Raw genomic sequence first — 16,346 nt, forward strand, 5'->3', positions numbered from 1 at the left:
ATCGGCCGGGAGCTGAACGGACGGCTGCTTCCCTTTTCGCAAGAAGCGGCAGGGCCTTCTGGGCTCGTCGTCCCGTGTTCCCGCCTTCAGAGCGATCGAGCCTTCCCGAAGGGCTCGAAGGGCTTGGCGCCGAAAGAGGGACCAACAGAGGAAGGGCATTTCATGCCATTGTACGAACACGTCTACCTGGCGCGCCAGGACGTCAGCTCCCAGCAGGTCGAGGAGCTGACCAAGCAATTCACGACTGTGATCGAAGGCCTTGGCGGCAAGGTCACCAAGAACGAATACTGGGGCGTGAAGTCGCTGAACTTCCGCATCAAGAAGAACCGCAAGGCGCATTTCACCCTGCTCAACGTGGATGCCCCGCCGGCCGCGATCGTCGAGGTCGAGCGCCAGCAGCGCATCAACGAAGACGTGCTGCGTTACATGACGGTGCGCGTCGAAGAGCTCGAGGAAGGCCCCTCGGCGATGATGCGCAAGGTCGATCGCGACCGTGAGCGCGACGATCGCGGCTTCGGCGATCGCGGCGGCTTCGGCGGCGGCGGTGGCCGCTTCGGCGATCGCGATCGCGGCGACCGCTTCGGCGGCGACCGGGGTGGCGACCGCTTCGGCGGTGACCGTGGCGATCGGGGCGACCGCCCGCCGCGGCGTTCTGACGATCAACAGGCGAGCGGGGAGTAAGCATCATGGCATTCGGTGGCTCCTCTCAAGGCGGCGGTTTCGGTGGTGGCGGCGGCGGCGGTGCACGCCGGCCGTTTTTCCGGCGGCGCAAGACCTGCCCGTTCTCCGGCGCGAACGCTCCGAAGATCGACTACAAGGACACCCGGCTCCTGCAGCGCTACATCTCCGAGCGCGGCAAGATCGTGCCGAGCCGCATCACTGCGGTGTCGGCGAAGAAGCAGCGCGAGCTCGCCCAGGCGATCAAGCGCGCGCGGTTCCTGGGGCTCCTGCCCTACGTGATCCGCTAAGCGGACTGAAAAAATCGAGGCGTCCGGAATCCTTCCGGGCGCCGATGGTTGGGGCGGACAAGATCCGCCTCTAACCGCTCAAAGGAGCGGGACAGCTCGATGGCGCAGATTTTTCTCATTGGCATTGGCGCGGGCGCTGCGGCGGCTCTGCTGTTTGCGTCCGTTGCATCCGGATCGCCGCTCGCGGTGGTGCTGTTCTATCTCGCGCCGCTGCCGATCCTCATTGCTGCGCTCGGCTGGAGCCATTTCGCGGCGCTGGTTGCCGCGATCGCTGCGGCAGCAAGCCTCGCCGCGGTGTTCAACGTCACGCTCTTCATCGCCTTTCTGATCGGCATCGGCCTGCCGGCCTGGTGGCTCGGCTATCTGGCGCTGCTCGCGCGCCCGGTCGAAAACGCACCCGACGGAATGGAATGGTATCCGACCGGCCATCTCGTGGTCTGGGCCGCGATCCTCGGCGCCGGCGCCGTGGCTGCCGGGATGCTCTACTTCGGCACCGATGAGCCGAGCTTCCGCGCCTCGCTGCGCGGCTTCCTCGATCGCATGCTCGGCGCCGCCGAGCGGATGGGCGCCGACGCGATCCCGTTGCCGCGCGAGAGCGACCGGGTACGCCTGCTCGACATCATGGTCGCGGTGCTGCCGCCGACCGCGGCCGTGTTCACCGCGGCGGTCAACATGTTCAACCTCTGGCTCGCAAGCCGCATCGTGCGCATCTCCGGACGGCTTCACCGCCCGCCGTCCGATCTGTCGGCCATGCGCTTTCCGCCTTATGCGCCCGCGCTGATCGGCGCTGCCTTCGTCGCCTCGTTCCTGCCCGGCATGGTCGGCCAGTTCGGCGTGGTCGTCACCGCGACCATGCTGCTCGCCTACGCGCTCCTGGGCCTCGCCGTGATGCACGCCATCACCCGCGGCATGAACTCGCGGCCGTTCGCGCTCGGCGGTCTCTACGCTGCGGTAATCGTTTTCGGCTGGCCGATGCTGCTTCTGTCCGCGCTGGGCCTCGCCGACACCGCCTTCAATTTGCGCGGCCGCGTGGCCGCCAAACGAACCAACAACTCAAACCGATCCTGACATCCAAAGGAGAACCACCATGGAAGTGATTTTGCTCGAACGCATCTCGAAGCTCGGTCAGATGGGCGACGTCGTGCGCGTGAAGGACGGCTACGGCCGCAATTTCCTGCTGCCGCACGGCAAGGCGCTGCGCGCGACCGAAGCCAACAAGGCCAAGTTCGAGGGCATGAAGGCTGACCTGCAGGCCAAGAACCAGGCTTCGAAGGCCGAGGCCGACAAGACCGGCTCGAAGCTCGACGGTCGGAGCTTCCCGGTGCTGCGCCAGGCCTCGGACACCGGCCACCTCTACGGCTCGGTGTCGCCGCGCGATATCGCGGAGCTTCTCACCAGCGATGGCTTCGAGGTGAGCCGCAATCAGATCGCGCTCAACGTGCCGATCAAGATGATCGGCCAGCACAAGGTGCCGGTGCAGCTCCATCCGGAACTCGAAGTGACCATCATGGTCAACGTCGCGCGCAGCGCCGACGAGGCCGAGCGACTGGCCCGCGGCGAGAACGTCACCGCCCGCCGCGACCCCGGCGCCGAAGAGGAAGCTCAGGAGGCCGCGCTTGCCGCCGCGCAGGCGATGTTCGAGCCGAACGATGACGAGGACGCGGACGAGACCGCCGAGGGCGATGCTTCCGAGGCGAAGGCAGACGCCAAGCCGAAGGCCAAGCGCAAGGCCAAAGCCGACGACGCCGAGTAAGCGTAACACTGCCGCGACATCAACGGTGCGCCGCCCTCTCCCATCAGGAGGGGCGGCGTACGGCTGTTTGCCCCAGCCATCCGGCTCTCATCTGGATGGGCACTGAGCGGCTTTCGCCGCTCAGCCGATCTCAGTCGAAGATGTCGTATTGCGGCGGCGGTGGAGCCGCGGGCGCCGGAGGCGGTGTGTGTTCCGCCGGGGCCGCCGCCGGGGCTGGCGTGGCCGCCACAGCGGGCTGGCGTCCGCGCTGATTGCGCGGTACGGGCGCAGGCTTGGGTTCTGGCTTCTCCACAGGCTCGGCGGTCCGCCGCCTGCGATCGGTGGGTTTGGGCTCTGGCTTTGCCTCGGGCTCCGCCGCAGGCTCAGCGGGTGCTGCAGCCGATGACGACGGCTCCTCGGACTCAGCGGGTTTCGCTTCGGCAGGTTTGGCTTCGGGCTTCGGCTCGGCGGGCTTCGCTTCGGCAGGCGGCTTGGCCGCGGACCGGCTCGGCCTGGTGCGTTCCCGCTCCTTCTCTTTCTCTTTTTCCTGCTGCTGGCGGCCAGGCCGCGCTTCAGCGGGCCCGGACGGCGCCGGATCGAACCAAGAGCCGCCGCGCGGCTCCCGTTCGCCGCCCCGCGGTGTGCTGGTCCGCGTTGGCTTCGGCTCAGGCTGCGCCGGGCCGGCCGGCATTTTCAAAATATAGGCCGCCAGCGCCGCCGCGCTCTCCCGGCTGTTTGTGTAGTGCTCGCGCAGGAAGCCAGCGAGACCCGACTGGCTCTGGCCCTTGCCGAGCCCTTGAGGCCCCTTGTGGCAGCCCGCCCCGGTGCAATCCGCGTTGAACAACGCCGGCGCAGGCTTGTTGCTGAAGTTCTCGTTTTCGGCTCGCGCCTGCCAATTGGGCAGCAAACCCAGCGCAACTGCCAGTGCAGCCACGCAAAACCGGCCCGTCCACCTGGTCTGACCCGTCATTTCCGGCAACCAACCCTCCCGGCCCAGTCTCATGGGCAACCGACGAATCCGCTGTTTAAACCATAATCGCGCGAAAGTGAGGCCATGGCGAGCGGAGGCAGCGCCGCATTGACTTGAAGTTCCACTCTTTGATCTAATTTGAACCTGTCGGAAGAGCTTATCTGCCAATTTGGCGGGTGTGGTCCGGCTGTGGGGAAGTAAAAACGGACCAGACCTAAGACGCGATGCGTGTTGGGGGCGGCCGATGGACCGGCTGCTGGTGCTTTTACTGAGACGATTCGTCCGTCGTGGAACCTTGCGGATCACGACGGCGGGAGGACTTGTCTGCTCCGTCGGCGACGGCACCGGCCGGCCGATCGCGATCCGCTTCACCACATCGGCCGCGCAGCGGAGCATCCTGCTCGATCCCGAGCTCCACCTCGGCGAGGCCTATATGGACGGCACGCTGCAGGTCGAGGAAGGCACCCTCGCCGATTTCCTCGCATTGGTGCTCGGCCAGACCCCCGACGGCAAACCGCCGCGCTGGGCCCGGCTGCAATGGATCCTGCGCTACGTCTGGCGAAGGCTGCAGCAGTTCAACGTGCGCTCGCGCTCGCGCCAGAATGTCGCGCATCACTACGACCTCGACGGCCGGCTGTACTCGTTGTTTCTCGACGCCGACCGGCAATACTCCTGCGCCTATTTCGAAACGCCGGATCAGTCGCTCGACGACGCGCAACTCGCCAAGAAGCGCCACATCGCCGCGAAGCTCCGGGTCAAGGACGGCCACCGCGTGCTCGACATCGGCTGCGGCTGGGGCGGGCTTGCGCTCTACATCGCCGAGTTCTGCCGCGCGAATGTCCTGGGCGTGACACTATCGAATGAACAGTTCCAGTGCGCGAGCGGCCGTGCGGCCGAGAAAAATCTCAGCCGCTCGGTCGAATTCCGCATGCAGGACTACCGCGACGTGCCGGAGACCTTCGACCGCATCGTCTCGGTCGGCATGTTCGAGCATGTCGGCGTCGGCTACTACGATGCCTATTTCCAGAAATGCGCCGAGCTGCTCGACGACGACGGCGTGATGCTGCTCCATTCGATCGGGCGCTCCGAAGGCCCGAACGTCACCAATCCCTGGATCGCCAAGTACATCTTCCCGGGCGGCTACATCCCGGCGCTGTCCGAGGTGCTGCCGGCGATCGAGCGCGCCGGCCTCCTGGTCACCGACATCGAGATTCTCCGGTTGCACTACGCCGAGACGCTGAAAGCCTGGCGCGACCGCTTCATGGCGCATCGCGAGGAAGCCGAACGCATCTACGACCAGCGCTTCGTGCGGATGTGGGAGTTCTATCTCGCCGCCTCCGAGATGGCGTTCCGCGAGCAAGGCATGATGGTCATGCAGTACCAGCTCACCAAGCGGCAGAATGTGGTGCCGATCACCCGCGACTACATCATGCGGGAGGAAGCCCGGTTGCGCTCGCTCGAGGGCGGCCAGCGTCCGCCGCTGCGGCTCGCCGGCGAATAGAACCGCGGAACGTCGCGGTTTTAGGCCATATCCAAGCGTCAAGAATCTTCGGAGAACTCTCCACCGATTCCCGCGCGCGTGTGTGAATCGGGGAATGCGATCAACCCGGCTCCGGCCTCCCTCCTCCCTGGGAAGTCCAGGTGCTAAGCCATTTCCCGCACCCGGTGCGACGGCATGATGTGCTGCGTCATCAATAAGGCGCGAATTGCCGACAACAGAAGGTTGGAATGACAAAATGTAGCGTCGTGAGTCGCGTCTGGCGGAAGTTCTAGCGCTGCCGCAACCTTAGAACCAACAACCGGCAACTCCGATCGCTGCTCATGGCCCCTGCTGATTCAAACGTTCGCAAGCTTCCTGAACCGGCCGCGCCGCAATACCGCGCCGCGCCGGCCAACATCGAGGCCGAGCAGGCCTTGCTCGGCGCGATCCTCGTCAACAACGAAGCGTTCTATCGCGTTTCGGATTTCCTCGAGGCCGGCCATTTCTTCGAGCCGCTGCATCAGCAGCTCTACGAGCTCGCTTCGAATCTCATCCGCGCCGGCAAGGTCGCGACTCCGATCACGCTGAAGACGTTTCTGCCGTCGGATGTGGACATCGGCGGGCTCAACGCCAGCCAGTATCTCGCCCGCCTTGCCGCCGAGGCCACCACCGTGATCAACGCGGCCGATTACGGCCGCACCATCTCGGACCTCGCGGTGCGGAGAAATCTCATCAGCATCGGCGAGGAGATGGTCAACTCGGCGTTCGATGCGCCGGTGGATTTCGCGCCACGCGACCAGATCGAGGATGCCGAAAGGAAGCTCTACGGCCTCGCCGAGACCGGCCGCTTCGGCTCCGGCTTCCAGAAGTTCTCCCAGGCCCTGGTCACCGCGGTCGACATGGCGGCCAAAGCCTATCAGCGCGACGGCAAGCTGTCCGGCATCTCGACGGGCCTGAAAGACCTCGACAGCAAGATGGGCGGACTGCAGTCCTCCGACTTGATCATCGTTGCCGGCCGCCCCGGCATGGGCAAGACCGCGCTCGCCACCAACATCGCCTACAACATCGCACGCGCCTGGAACGGCGAGACGCGGGCCGACGGCCACATCGAAACCGTCAACGGCGGCATCGTCGGCTTCTTCTCGCTGGAAATGTCGGCCGAGCAGCTCGCCACCCGTATCATCGCCGAGCGCACCGGCATTCCGTCGAGTCACATCCGCCGCGGCGGCATCACCGAGGCCGACTTCGAGACGATCAAGGACGTCTCGGTCGAGTTGCAGCGGCTGCCGTTCTACGTCGACGAGACCGGCGGTCTCTCGATCGCGCAGCTTTGCGCGCGCGCGCGGCGCCTGAAGCGCCAGAAGGGCCTCGACGTGCTGGTGATCGACTACATCCAGCTGCTGTCGGGCTCGCAGCGCAAGGGCAACGAGAGCCGCGTGCAGGAGGTGACGGAAATCACCACCGGCCTCAAGGCGCTGGCGAAAGAGCTGAACGTGCCGATCATCGCGCTGTCGCAGCTCTCGCGTCAGGTCGAAAGCCGCGACGACAAACGGCCGCAGCTCTCGGACCTTCGCGAATCCGGCTCGATCGAGCAGGACGCCGACGTGGTGATCTTCGTGTTCCGCGAGGAATACTACCTCGCCAACAAGGAGCCGCGGCCGGGCAGCGAAGAGCACATCAAGTGGCAGACCGAGATGGAGATCGTCGCCGGCAAGGCCGAGATCATCATCGGCAAGCAGCGTCACGGTCCGACCGGCACCGTGCAAGCGGCGTTCGAATCCCACATCACGCGCTTCAGCGATCTTGCCAAGGATCAGTACCTGCCCGAACGGATGGGCGATTAGCGCATTCGCGCACGATGCCCTGACCGCTGCTTGAACCGCATCAACGATCAAATGCGGGCGTTACACCAAGTCGATCGTCGCGCGATGACCCGCCGCTGTGGCCAAGCCCCGGTCGCGCGTCAGCAGCGGGGCGTCGAGTGCCTCAGCCAGCGCGATATAGGCGGCATCATACGCCGTCAGATTGTTCCGCAAATCCCAAATGCGCGGCAAAAGAAAATCGTGCGGATATCGCCGTAAAGGAAAGTTCGCCAAATCAGTGAGCGCCATAGCGCCGCGCTTGCTATCGATGTCGCCTTTTGCAACGAAACGCCGGACCACCTGTGCGATTTCGACATCGACCAGATGCGGCGCGTGAAGCGTTTGACCAGGCGCGAACAGCCGATCTTCCACCGTTTTTGCTGACGGCGTGCGAAGTAGCGCTTCAAGCAGAGCCGAGGCGTCGACAACGATCACGCGCGGTCGCGCTCCGCGCGGATCGCTTCAGCCGCCGTTACGGAAAGCGCCGTTTCGGGGCGGCTCTGCAACCGCGCCCGCAGTTCATCGAGCGTCGGTCGTTCCGCAATCTGCCGGACTTCGCTGAGCAGATAGTCGGACAGCGACATCCCAGCCAATGCTGCACGCGATTTGAGCCGGCGATGCAGAGCATCCGGCACATTGCGGATTTGGATCATCACGCTTCCCATGTGCAAAACATAAAAACATGTGCATCACATGTCAATGCTTCGGCAGCCGGACGGCTTCGACGTCGCGGAGCGCTGAACTAAGGCTGTGATGGCTCCAAAATGGCACCAGGTGCGCGGGATATTGCCAGTACGCCAAATTCAGTCAGTTGCCAGTCCCGCTTGCTCTTGCCCTGACCCGGCTTGCGTTCCAGCAGTTTCATGCTCGCGAGCACATCGAACGTGAAAGCATCGACCGCATCGAATGCGCGAGTTTCGCCCGAGTGAACAGCATATAAAGCAATCCATTGGTGTCGCTGCAGGCCAGCGATCATCTTATCGCGCTCCCGCGCCTGCAGTTTCTCGATCTCAAGGTCGGCAATTTCCTGTCGGGAGCTCAGATTTGGCTTCTGACTGCGAACCTTCGTGATCGGCTCCTTGGCCAAGTCTCGCACCTGAGTATCAGCACCGCGAAGTTTTGCGATTTCACGTTCAGCGCGGTTACGCCTGTACGAACTGGTCAGATTGCTTGGCCTGTTGAAATAACGGTCCCCTGCCTGCTCAAGCCGTCGCAGCACATCGTCGATCTCTCCCCGCTCCCTGCGGATCTGCAGGTCGCTTCCGGTGATAGTCGACGCGATTTCGCGTAAGACATGGCGACGCAGTTGATGCAAGAGCGAACGACGCTCCTCCTCATAATCGCGCTCCGGATTGTCAGCGGCCCAGTGCAGCCATTCTTCTTCCGTCTGCGGCTTGTCACGCTCCTCATTCTCACGGAACAGGTGATAGAGGATCAAATCTTCGAGCCCTGGCATTTGGCCATGGCTTCCGGCGTTGTAAGCATCCCGATAGTGTTCAGCTGCCTTGAGCAGATCACCCGGCATTGCATATGGCTGGCCGGCTCCAGCAAGCACGCGCAAGAGATTGGCGACCAGAGTTGCCAGTGAGGCGGCAGATTGGTCGTGAGCATCGTCTGCGACAATCTGCTTCTGGCGTTCGGCGATGCGTGCCGGGTCATTTTCGATAACGAGCCGAAGTTTGTCGTTCTTGGGTGGTTCGTCGTAAGTCACGCAAACTTCCTTCAACGTAGCGGTACGCCCACGATGGGAAGCCTTCGGTCAAATGATGCGCAGACATCCTATCTTGCAATTCCTTCGCCAGTAAGGAAATAGCCCGTGGAGTACGATTCAGCGGTGTGCTCCTTCGCACTTTACGGGCGTCACCAACGCGGCCTATACGAACCCCATGGCCCGACAGCCCACCGTCCCGCAGGCGCCCGCTCCGCCGCCCGAACCCGTCACCACCACTGGCGGCCCGCCGCCGCGCGAGGCCGGCGGCATTCTCACCATCGATCTCTCGGCGCTCTACGCCAACTACCGGATGATCGCCGGCCGTGTGTTGCCGGGCGAATGCGCCGCCGTCGTGAAGGGCGACGCCTACGGCTGCGGCATCGATCAGGTCACCGAGACGCTCGCCCGCGCCGGCTGCAGCACGTTCTTCACCGCCAATCTCGACGAGGCGCGGCGCGTGCGCGCCAAGACTCGCGAGGCGGTGATCTATGTGCTCAACGGTTTCTCTTCGGCGTCGAGCCAGAGCTTTATCGAGATTGCGGCGCGGCCGGTGATCTCGAGTTCGGTCGAGCTTGCCGAATGGGACAATTTTGTCGCCACGAGTCATTGGAGCGGCGGCGGCGCCGCACTGCATGTCGACACCGGCATGAACCGGCTCGGCCTCACCGTCGAAGAGGCCGCGGCCGTCGCGGGCCGCATCATGCTGGCCAACCACGGCGTGGCGCTGCTGATGAGCCACCTCGCCTGCGCCGATCAGCCGAACCACCCGCTCAACGACCGGCAGATCCGGCAATTCCGCGAACTGCGTTCGCTGTTCCGCGGCATCCCGAGCTCGCTTGCGAACTCGTCCGGCGTCTTCCTCGACTCCTCGACCTATTGCGACATGGTGCGCCCGGGCATCGCGCTCTATGGCGGCAATCCGTCGCCCGGCCGCAGCAATCCGATGAAGCCCGTGGTCGAATTGCAGGGCCGCATCCTTCAGGTGCGTCATGTCGAGAAGGGCGCGACGGTCGGCTACGGCGCCACCTGGACGGCGAAGCGCGACAGCCGCATCGCCGTGATCGCGGCGGGCTACGCCGACGGCATCCTGCGCCAGGCCCCGACCACCGACGGCAACGCGCAGGCGCCGCGCGAGGTGATCGTCGCCGGCAAGCGTTGCCGCATGACCGGCCGCATCTCGATGGACCTGATGGCGGTCGACGTCACCGATGTGCCGGTGAGCGCGGTGCGCCGCGACATGATGGCGACGCTGATCGGCGAAGGGCTCTCGCTCGACGAGGTCGCGGCGCAGGCCGGCACGATTTCGTATGAGGTGCTGACGAGCCTCGGCCAGCGCTACCACCGGATTTGGAAGGTTTAGCGGAACTCTGCTCTCACCACACCGGGAGCGAAGGAACGAGACGATACGTCAAAAGAATGAGACGTATTGCAAAGCCTCAAGTACTGGCAAATTGCCAATCCCAATGCCAACGTCGCTCCCAATGGGGGGCGTTGGCCGATGAGTCGCCGGTTTGTTTCCGGGTGCCGTGATCGTTTTCAGGTCAATGCATTCATTGCGGCCTTTGCAGCGCTCGTGGGCCTCGGTGGCGGTCAGGCGCTCGCCTCAGCCGGCTGTGATGCGGTCAATGCCGGTGCCTGGAACGTCAATGTCACCGGTGACACCTTTCTAGATACCGGCAGTCTCGTGATTGCCAACTTCGCGGTGGGCGACAAGATCAGCTTCAATGTGACGATGAATGGTGGTTCGTCGTGGATCCTTAAGGCCGGTACAGGCGGCGGCAGCGATATTTTCCACGTTGACGGTACTTCGACGTCGCAAACCTACACCGTCACTGGACATGTTGTCGGCACGAGTGTGGACACGACGCTGACGGAACGTGCCATCGCTAGCGGCAATCCTGCCGAATTCACTATCATTACGGCCACCTGCACGCCGGCCGCCTCCAGCGGCAACACCAACACCGACAGCCAGAAGATCCGCGCGATGCAGATCGCGGCCTCCAAGATCGTCGCGCAAAACTCCGGCGCGGCCATCACCGGCGCGGTCGATGGTGCGATCAGCGATGCGTTCGGCGACGGCGGCAGCCCGGTCACCGTCGGCCCGAACGGCGCGCACTTCAATTTCGCGGCCGATCCCGTGGCCTCCGACGTGGTCCGCCAGGCACATGACAGCTTCGCCGCGGCATTGCCTTATGCAGGCGATCCGATGGTGACCAAGGCGCCGCCCACCCGCGTGGTCGAACGCGTCTGGAGCGCCTGGGCCGACGTGCGCGGCACGGGCTTCGACCGCAACACTAGCAACGCCGATCTCAACGGCACGCAGATCAATGTCACCGCGGGCCTTGGCCGGAAGCTCACATCCGATCTGCTGGTCGGTGTGCTCGGCGGTTACGAGAATTTCCGCTACACCTCCGAAGCGCTCACCGGCACCCTCAAGGGCGACGGCGCGACCGTCGGCACCTATGCGGCCTGGCGCATCGCGCCGACCTTGCGCTGGGATGCTGCCCTCGCCTGGTCGCGGCTGTGGTACGACGCGGCGGCCGGCACCGCGAACGGCAATTTCACCGGCTCCCGCTTCCTCGGCTCGACCGGGCTCACCGGCCGCTATCGCGTCTTGGATTTCATTGCCGAGCCATCGTTGAAGGTGTTTGCGCTGCGCGAGCATCAGGATGCCTGGACCGACAGCCTCGGCACCGTGCAAGCGTCACGCGACTTCTGGGCCGGGCGCGTCTCGGCGGGCGGCAAGCTGATCCGGCCGTGGCAGGTCTCGGCCGACACAACGGTGTCGCCTTATGTCGGCGCCTACGCGGATTGGTACTTCTCCAGCGACAACGCGTTGCCCGCGGGTCAGCCCCTGGTGGGCGTCGCCGATGGCTGGTCGGGCCGCGTCACCGGTGGCGTGGCGGTTGCGAAGCGCGGTGGCGGCACGCTGTCGCTCGGCGGCGAATACGGCGGGCTCGGCGCGGACTACAAAATCTGGACCGCGAACGCCCGGGCGTTGTGGGCCTTCTGACCTGGTGCGCCAGTGACGTTGATTCGTCTGGCTCGCGTGAGGGCGTCATAGCGACTTCCATTGACCAGCGAAGCGTGGCGCGGCCATGATTTTCTTCATGGCCCCTCACCGCTCCGGGAATAAATCGCGCCCGCGTGCGATCAAAGGCGTGTGACGGAACATCCTTTGAAACTCGATATCGCCGACGATGCACCGGCCGCGGACATCGTGCAGTTGGAAGCGCATCTCGACGCCTACAACGCCCACGTGACCCGCCTGTCCGATGCGCGCTTCCTCTCGATGCTGCTCAAGGACGCGAACGGCGAGATCTTCGCCGGGCTGCACGGCCACACCTGGGGCGCCATGTGCGAGATCAAGCTGTTATGGGTCGCTGAGCACCATCGCAAACGCGGACTTGGCACCAGGATGCTCAAGGCCGCGGAAGCCGAAGCGCATCGGCGCGGATGCCGGCAGATCATGCTCATGACACACAGCTTTCAGGCGCCGGATTTCTACGAGCGGCACGGTTTCGAGCGGATCGTCACCGTGACGGACAGCCCCGTCGGCCACACGGACATTCTGATGATCAAGCGGCTTTAAAGTGCCGGGCACTTAAGCGTTTATGATGCGCCTTGAAGCCGAGGGCGCAGGATCGGGTTCGCTACGCTCAATCGATCGTCTTCAGAAATTTCGGCCGAGCCGAAATTTGACCTGATGCCGTTCGAGATGAGTCAAGTCGAGTGAGCCCAACTCGCGGTCGGCGATGACCGGAAGATCGGCCGCGTGGTGTTCACCCGGTCGTCGTAGAGGTCATCGACGCGACGCTTTTCCGCCTCGTGTTCACCCACGTCGTTGGTGTCGCTGCCAAGCGTAAAACCGGACAGGTGCGTCGTCTCAAATTCCCCGCCAGAGAGCCTGCCGAAATCGAGCCATCGCGCGGTCGTGGCGCTAGCCTGCAGAGAGCCCTGCAGTCGACGCCGCGGATTGCGTCAACTCTCCCGTCGCGCGGCGGATGACAACGATCGCACCTTGCAGGCCAAGCGCAGCCATAATGGTCGCAACGACCAGGTCGGGCCACCCCGCGCTTGTGCCGAATACACCCAAAGCCGCAAGAAGAACCGCGCAATTGCCGAGCACATCGTTGCGCGTGCAAATCCAGGCCGAATTCATGTTGGCGTCGCCGTCTCGATACTTCCATAGCAGCGCAAAAGAAGCCGCATTGGCGAGCAGCGCGGCGAATCCCACCGCACCCATCGTGTAAGCTTCCGGCAATGTCTGATGCCAGGCGTGCCAGGCAGTCGCGGCCAGAACCCACAGTCCCAGCCCGCCCATGGAAACGCCTTTGACCAGGGCCGCGCTGGCGCGGGCGCGCAGCGACATTCCGACGACCGTCAGACTCAGCGCATAATTCGCGGCGTCGCTGAGAAAGTCCAACGCGTCGGCTTGCAGCGATGCCGAGCCCGCCATCAAGCCGGCGCCGATCTCGACAGCAAACATCGCGGCATTGATGGCGAGCGCCGCCCAGAGCACGCGCTTATGGTGCAAAGAGGACGTATCGACGACACTTGCGCAGCACGCATCGGCGGAACAGCCTGCCGCCTTGTCCGTTGGGCGGGGCAGGTTCAGAGGTGGCGGCGCGCAACACTGGTCGGCGGCAGCGCAACAATCTTCCGAGGTTTTCTTTTCGGTCATTGGGACGCTAGCATAGAACCTCTAGCCACTAGAGGTTCAAGCCGAAATGGATATTCCGATTGGAGAATTGTCGCGCCGGACCGGTGTCAAGGTGCCGACCATCCGCTACTACGAACAGGTCCGTCTGTTGCCCGCGCCGCCCCGCACCGCGGGACATCAGCGGCGCTACGGCCCGGCCGAGGTCACAAGGCTGAATTTCATCCGTCACGCACGCGAACTCGGATTCGAGATTGAAGCCGTCCGGGAGTTGCTTGCGTTGAGTTCGCGCCCCGACCAGTCATGCGACCGAATCGATCGGCTCGCTCGCCGGCATATGCTCGAGGTCGAACGCCGCATCTTCCAGCTTGAAGCCTTGCGCACGGAGTTGCGGCGCATGCTGAGCGCGTGCAGCCGCGGACGCGTTTGCGAGTGTCGAGTTATCGAGGCTTTGAGCGCTCCTGCACCGTCGCGCGCGCCGGCGCGCAAGCGGCGGAAAAGCCCGCCGGATCCGGCGGTCTGACATGTCCTTTAACGATTGGCCGCCGCTTGTGCTCGCGCCGCCGCGCGAGCCCTGATCGACAGGCTCACGAGCCCAAGGAGCACCACAAGGCCGCCCGCGAGATACGGCGCGCTCAACGCGAGCGGCGACAGAAACGCCGCGAGCAGCGGCCCCAGCATCCGCGCCATCGACTGCTGCGCCTGATTGGCGCCCTGCACCACGCCTTGCGCGTTGGCCGGCGCAGCGTTCGCGATGATCGCGCTCATCGCCGGCTGAAACAGGCCGTCGCCGAGCGTAAAGACGAAAACCGCGCCGGCCAGAATCTCGACGCGCGGGACGAACACCAGACACGCGATGATGCCAAAGCCCACGGCGTTGATGGCGAGCCCCAGCCGCGTGAGCGTCTCGGCCCCGAGCCGCGGCATCAGGGCGCGCGTGAGGAAGCCCTGACTGATGATGTCCATCACGCCGACGCCGAACAGCGTCCAGCCGATGCCGGTCGGACCGAACTGGAAAACGTCCTTCAGATAGACCGATAAATTGCCCTGCAGCATCGCGCCCGCGAAGAAAAATGAGAACGCGGCGAGAAACGGAATGCGCAACACGGGCGTTCGCGCGACGTTGGCGAGTTGCGAAAGCGGATTCATCTGCCGCCACCGCAAGGCCGGCCGCTCGGTCTTGACGCTGACGCTTTCGGGCAACGCGAAGTAGACCCAAGCCGCATTGGCGAGCGTCAGGCCTGCGGCCGCGAACAGCGGTGCGGTCGGCGACAGCGTCCCGAGCACGCCGCCCGCAACAGGGCCGAGCATGAAGCCGAAACCGCCGATCGCGCCCAGCAGTCCGTAGATGCGGCCGCGATCCTGCGGAGCGCTCGTATCGGCCACGTAAGCGTAGATCGTGCTGATGCTGCCCGCGGTCAGGCCATCGACGATCCGGCCGAGGAAGAGCACCCACAGCGCGCCGCCGATGCCGAAGACGACGTATCCCGCGGCCGACCCGAGCAGCGAGATGATGAAGATCGGCCGGCGGCCGTGGCGGTCGCTGAGCGCGCCGAGCACGGGCGCTGAGCAGAATGCGCAGAACGCAAACACCGACACGATTACACCGACGTAGAATCCAACGAGGTCCGGCGGAACGTACTGTCTGACGAGAAACGGAATGACCGGCAGGATGAGCGTGAAGCCGGTGAAGTTCAGGAAGACCGATACGGCGAGGACGACGATCGAATGGTTCGCGAAGCGCGAACCTGCGTCTGCCGGGGACTGCTCTTGCGTCGGCGGGTCTTGTTCTGAACGATTTTGGGTCGGCATGGTCCGCTCCGAGTTGCTGGTCCTCCCGGAGCGGATTGTCGTCTGACACCCACACGGACGAACCGCCGGCGCGGAAGTGCCGCGCCTGGATCGTCGGGGGTTCTCAGGTCCGCCAATGTCCGGCGGAGCAAGGAGCAGAGCCTCCAATGACGGAGGGGCGTGGGCCTACCCAGACCGCGCCTGCCTTTTTCGACGCGGCGTCGATACCCCTTCCCGTCATTCGGTGCAAGACAATCCAACTTTGCCTTATGTGCCGTTGACGCAGATGAATGTTCCTGATAAGTTCTGATTTGCCTCGTTCGTTGAGGGCGTCATCTAGAGACGTCTATTTGGCGGAGCGAGGTGTGGCGCCTGCAGGCGTGGCTCGTGACCACGTCCCAGGGTGTGAGGTCATCGTCCGTCCCCGATGAGGGGGCCGCCTTCAGTGGCAGGGCGCGATCGGGTGAAAGCGGGCGCAAATGCCCCCTGGAGCATGGTGGGTGAAAGCCCAGCCGGTCCGATCGAATCTCGAACGGTGGCCTCGCAATAAATCGCCACAAGTGGAGCGCCGGGAGGCGAGCGGGCTTCGCAAAAAGCCCGCGGCACCTCCCAAGGTGCCGACGACCACGTAGCGCCAACCGGCGCTCCGCGCCCTCACGCATGTGAGGGACCAGGAAGAATAGAGGCGCTGGCCCCGTGCCTGATCTGAAGGGGCCGATGGCGCACGTCTACGGTATGCCCTTGCGTAAAGAAGTGTCTGGAGGGCGCGCGTCCAGCAGCGTTTCGCTATTCGGTGTCGTCGCCAGCGGTCCTGATCTTCGGCTGCGGCTGTTGTTGCTGCAGGACAGGAGGCTTCGACCGATCCGCGGGCGGCGCAAGGTTGGCGTTGCGGTCGGCATGGTCGGCCAACCGGAGATAGGCGAAGACCAGTCTCTTGAGTTCAGATCGCGTCTGCGGACTGGCCTCTCCCGTAGCCTTGGCGTTCATGTCCGCAGCCTTGATCCGGTACTCATCCCCCGTGGCCATTCGCGACCCTTATGTCATTGGACACACACAAACCGACAAATGACGAATGAGCGAAATCGTTCCGGTCGAAACTGCGAAAAATTACCAGCACCGGCCGATGATCTGTTCCTGAGCTGGACGAATGTTCTTGAAATGTTCTCATCGTT

General features: G+C 64.2%; 17 protein-coding genes. 10 read left to right on the forward strand and 7 right to left on the reverse strand.

All coding sequences use genetic code 11. The annotated features are described in order from the left end of the window. Positions 1–162 precede the first annotated feature (162 nt). The 4 genes from rpsF (at position 163) to rplI (ending at position 2,721) form a co-directional block, all read left to right on the forward strand. Entirely contained in the window at positions 163–681 is a 519-nt protein-coding gene (gene rpsF / locus RHPLAN_RS24300; RefSeq protein WP_068023198.1) for a 30S ribosomal protein S6, read from the forward strand. A 5-nt stretch (positions 682–686) separates the two neighbouring features. Then, positions 687–968 carry a 30S ribosomal protein S18 gene (gene rpsR, locus RHPLAN_RS24305; RefSeq protein WP_068023200.1) on the forward strand — a complete coding sequence of 94 codons (282 nt, stop codon included), beginning with the start codon at positions 687–689 and terminating at the stop codon, positions 966–968. Between the two features lie 99 nt (positions 969–1,067). Further along, on the forward strand, positions 1,068–2,036 hold the full coding sequence (locus RHPLAN_RS24310) for a DUF2232 domain-containing protein (protein ID WP_068023202.1): 969 nt from the start codon (positions 1,068–1,070) through the stop codon (positions 2,034–2,036). Between the two features lie 19 nt (positions 2,037–2,055). Then, the gene (rplI, locus tag RHPLAN_RS24315) at positions 2,056–2,721 is read left to right on the forward strand and encodes a 50S ribosomal protein L9 (protein WP_068023205.1); all 666 of its coding nucleotides are present in this window, start codon (positions 2,056–2,058) and stop codon (positions 2,719–2,721) included. Between the two features lie 130 nt (positions 2,722–2,851). Here rplI and RHPLAN_RS24320 read toward each other — a convergent pair whose 3' ends face one another. Further along, a complete protein-coding gene (locus tag RHPLAN_RS24320; RefSeq protein ID WP_068023210.1) occupies positions 2,852–3,634 on the reverse strand; it encodes a hypothetical protein in 783 nt (260 codons plus the stop codon). 280 nt (positions 3,635–3,914) lie between these two features. Here RHPLAN_RS24320 and RHPLAN_RS24325 point away from each other — a divergent pair, with 280 nt between their 5' ends. Together RHPLAN_RS24325 and RHPLAN_RS24330 are read left to right on the forward strand one after the other, a co-directional pair. Continuing rightward, positions 3,915–5,171 carry a cyclopropane fatty acid synthase gene (locus RHPLAN_RS24325; RefSeq protein ID WP_068023218.1) on the forward strand — a complete coding sequence of 419 codons (1,257 nt, stop codon included), beginning with the start codon at positions 3,915–3,917 and terminating at the stop codon, positions 5,169–5,171. A gap of 320 nt (positions 5,172–5,491) precedes the next feature. Then, a complete protein-coding gene (locus RHPLAN_RS24330; RefSeq protein WP_068023221.1) occupies positions 5,492–6,994 on the forward strand; it encodes a replicative DNA helicase in 1,503 nt (500 codons plus the stop codon). A gap of 60 nt (positions 6,995–7,054) precedes the next feature. Here the strand turns inward: RHPLAN_RS24330 and RHPLAN_RS24335 are convergent, their stop codons facing one another. The 3 genes from RHPLAN_RS24335 to RHPLAN_RS39595 all read right to left on the reverse strand — a co-directional run bounded on the left by RHPLAN_RS24335 (position 7,055) and on the right by RHPLAN_RS39595 (position 8,723). Further along, positions 7,055–7,447, reverse strand: coding sequence for a type II toxin-antitoxin system VapC family toxin (locus tag RHPLAN_RS24335; RefSeq protein WP_068023225.1), 393 nt, complete (start codon positions 7,445–7,447; stop codon positions 7,055–7,057). After that, positions 7,444–7,677, reverse strand: a complete 234-nt coding sequence (locus tag RHPLAN_RS24340; RefSeq protein WP_068023233.1) for a FitA-like ribbon-helix-helix domain-containing protein — start codon at positions 7,675–7,677, stop codon at positions 7,444–7,446. Before RHPLAN_RS24340 ends, RHPLAN_RS24335 begins: the two co-directional genes overlap by 4 nt. Positions 7,678–7,754: 77 nt before the next feature. Continuing rightward, positions 7,755–8,723: a hypothetical protein gene (locus tag RHPLAN_RS39595; protein WP_157100447.1), complete on the reverse strand. Its 969-nt coding sequence runs from the start codon at positions 8,721–8,723 to the stop codon at positions 7,755–7,757. A gap of 175 nt (positions 8,724–8,898) precedes the next feature. On the opposite strand from RHPLAN_RS39595, the gene alr reads away from it, so the two are divergent. The 3 genes from alr to RHPLAN_RS24365 all read left to right on the forward strand — a co-directional run bounded on the left by alr (position 8,899) and on the right by RHPLAN_RS24365 (position 12,315). Beyond that, positions 8,899–10,083, forward strand: coding sequence for an alanine racemase (gene alr, locus RHPLAN_RS24355; protein ID WP_068023247.1), 1,185 nt, complete (start codon positions 8,899–8,901; stop codon positions 10,081–10,083). 138 nt (positions 10,084–10,221) lie between these two features. Next, complete coding sequence (locus tag RHPLAN_RS24360) at positions 10,222–11,736, forward strand: autotransporter outer membrane beta-barrel domain-containing protein (protein ID WP_068023251.1); 1,515 nt, start codon at positions 10,222–10,224, stop codon at positions 11,734–11,736. A 165-nt stretch (positions 11,737–11,901) separates the two neighbouring features. After that, positions 11,902–12,315: a GNAT family N-acetyltransferase gene (locus RHPLAN_RS24365; RefSeq protein ID WP_068023254.1), complete on the forward strand. Its 414-nt coding sequence runs from the start codon at positions 11,902–11,904 to the stop codon at positions 12,313–12,315. 348 nt (positions 12,316–12,663) lie between these two features. On the opposite strand, the gene RHPLAN_RS24370 is transcribed toward RHPLAN_RS24365, so the two are convergent. Next, positions 12,664–13,407: a cation efflux transmembrane domain-containing protein gene (locus RHPLAN_RS24370; protein ID WP_084245463.1), complete on the reverse strand. Its 744-nt coding sequence runs from the start codon at positions 13,405–13,407 to the stop codon at positions 12,664–12,666. A gap of 46 nt (positions 13,408–13,453) precedes the next feature. Here RHPLAN_RS24370 and RHPLAN_RS24375 point away from each other — a divergent pair, with 46 nt between their 5' ends. Continuing rightward, the gene (locus tag RHPLAN_RS24375) at positions 13,454–13,906 is read left to right on the forward strand and encodes a MerR family transcriptional regulator (protein WP_084245465.1); all 453 of its coding nucleotides are present in this window, start codon (positions 13,454–13,456) and stop codon (positions 13,904–13,906) included. A gap of 8 nt (positions 13,907–13,914) precedes the next feature. Here the strand turns inward: RHPLAN_RS24375 and RHPLAN_RS24380 are convergent, their stop codons facing one another. Beyond that, positions 13,915–15,195 (reverse strand): MFS transporter, encoded by a 1,281-nt coding sequence (locus RHPLAN_RS24380; RefSeq protein ID WP_084245467.1) that lies wholly within the window; start codon positions 15,193–15,195, stop codon positions 13,915–13,917. A 765-nt stretch (positions 15,196–15,960) separates the two neighbouring features. After that, positions 15,961–16,200 carry a hypothetical protein gene (locus tag RHPLAN_RS24385; RefSeq protein ID WP_068023259.1) on the reverse strand — a complete coding sequence of 80 codons (240 nt, stop codon included), beginning with the start codon at positions 16,198–16,200 and terminating at the stop codon, positions 15,961–15,963. Positions 16,201–16,346 lie beyond the last annotated feature (146 nt).

Origin of the sequence: Rhodoplanes sp. Z2-YC6860 (assembly GCF_001579845.1) — a bacterium.
Taxonomy (GTDB): domain Bacteria; phylum Pseudomonadota; class Alphaproteobacteria; order Rhizobiales; family Xanthobacteraceae; genus Z2-YC6860.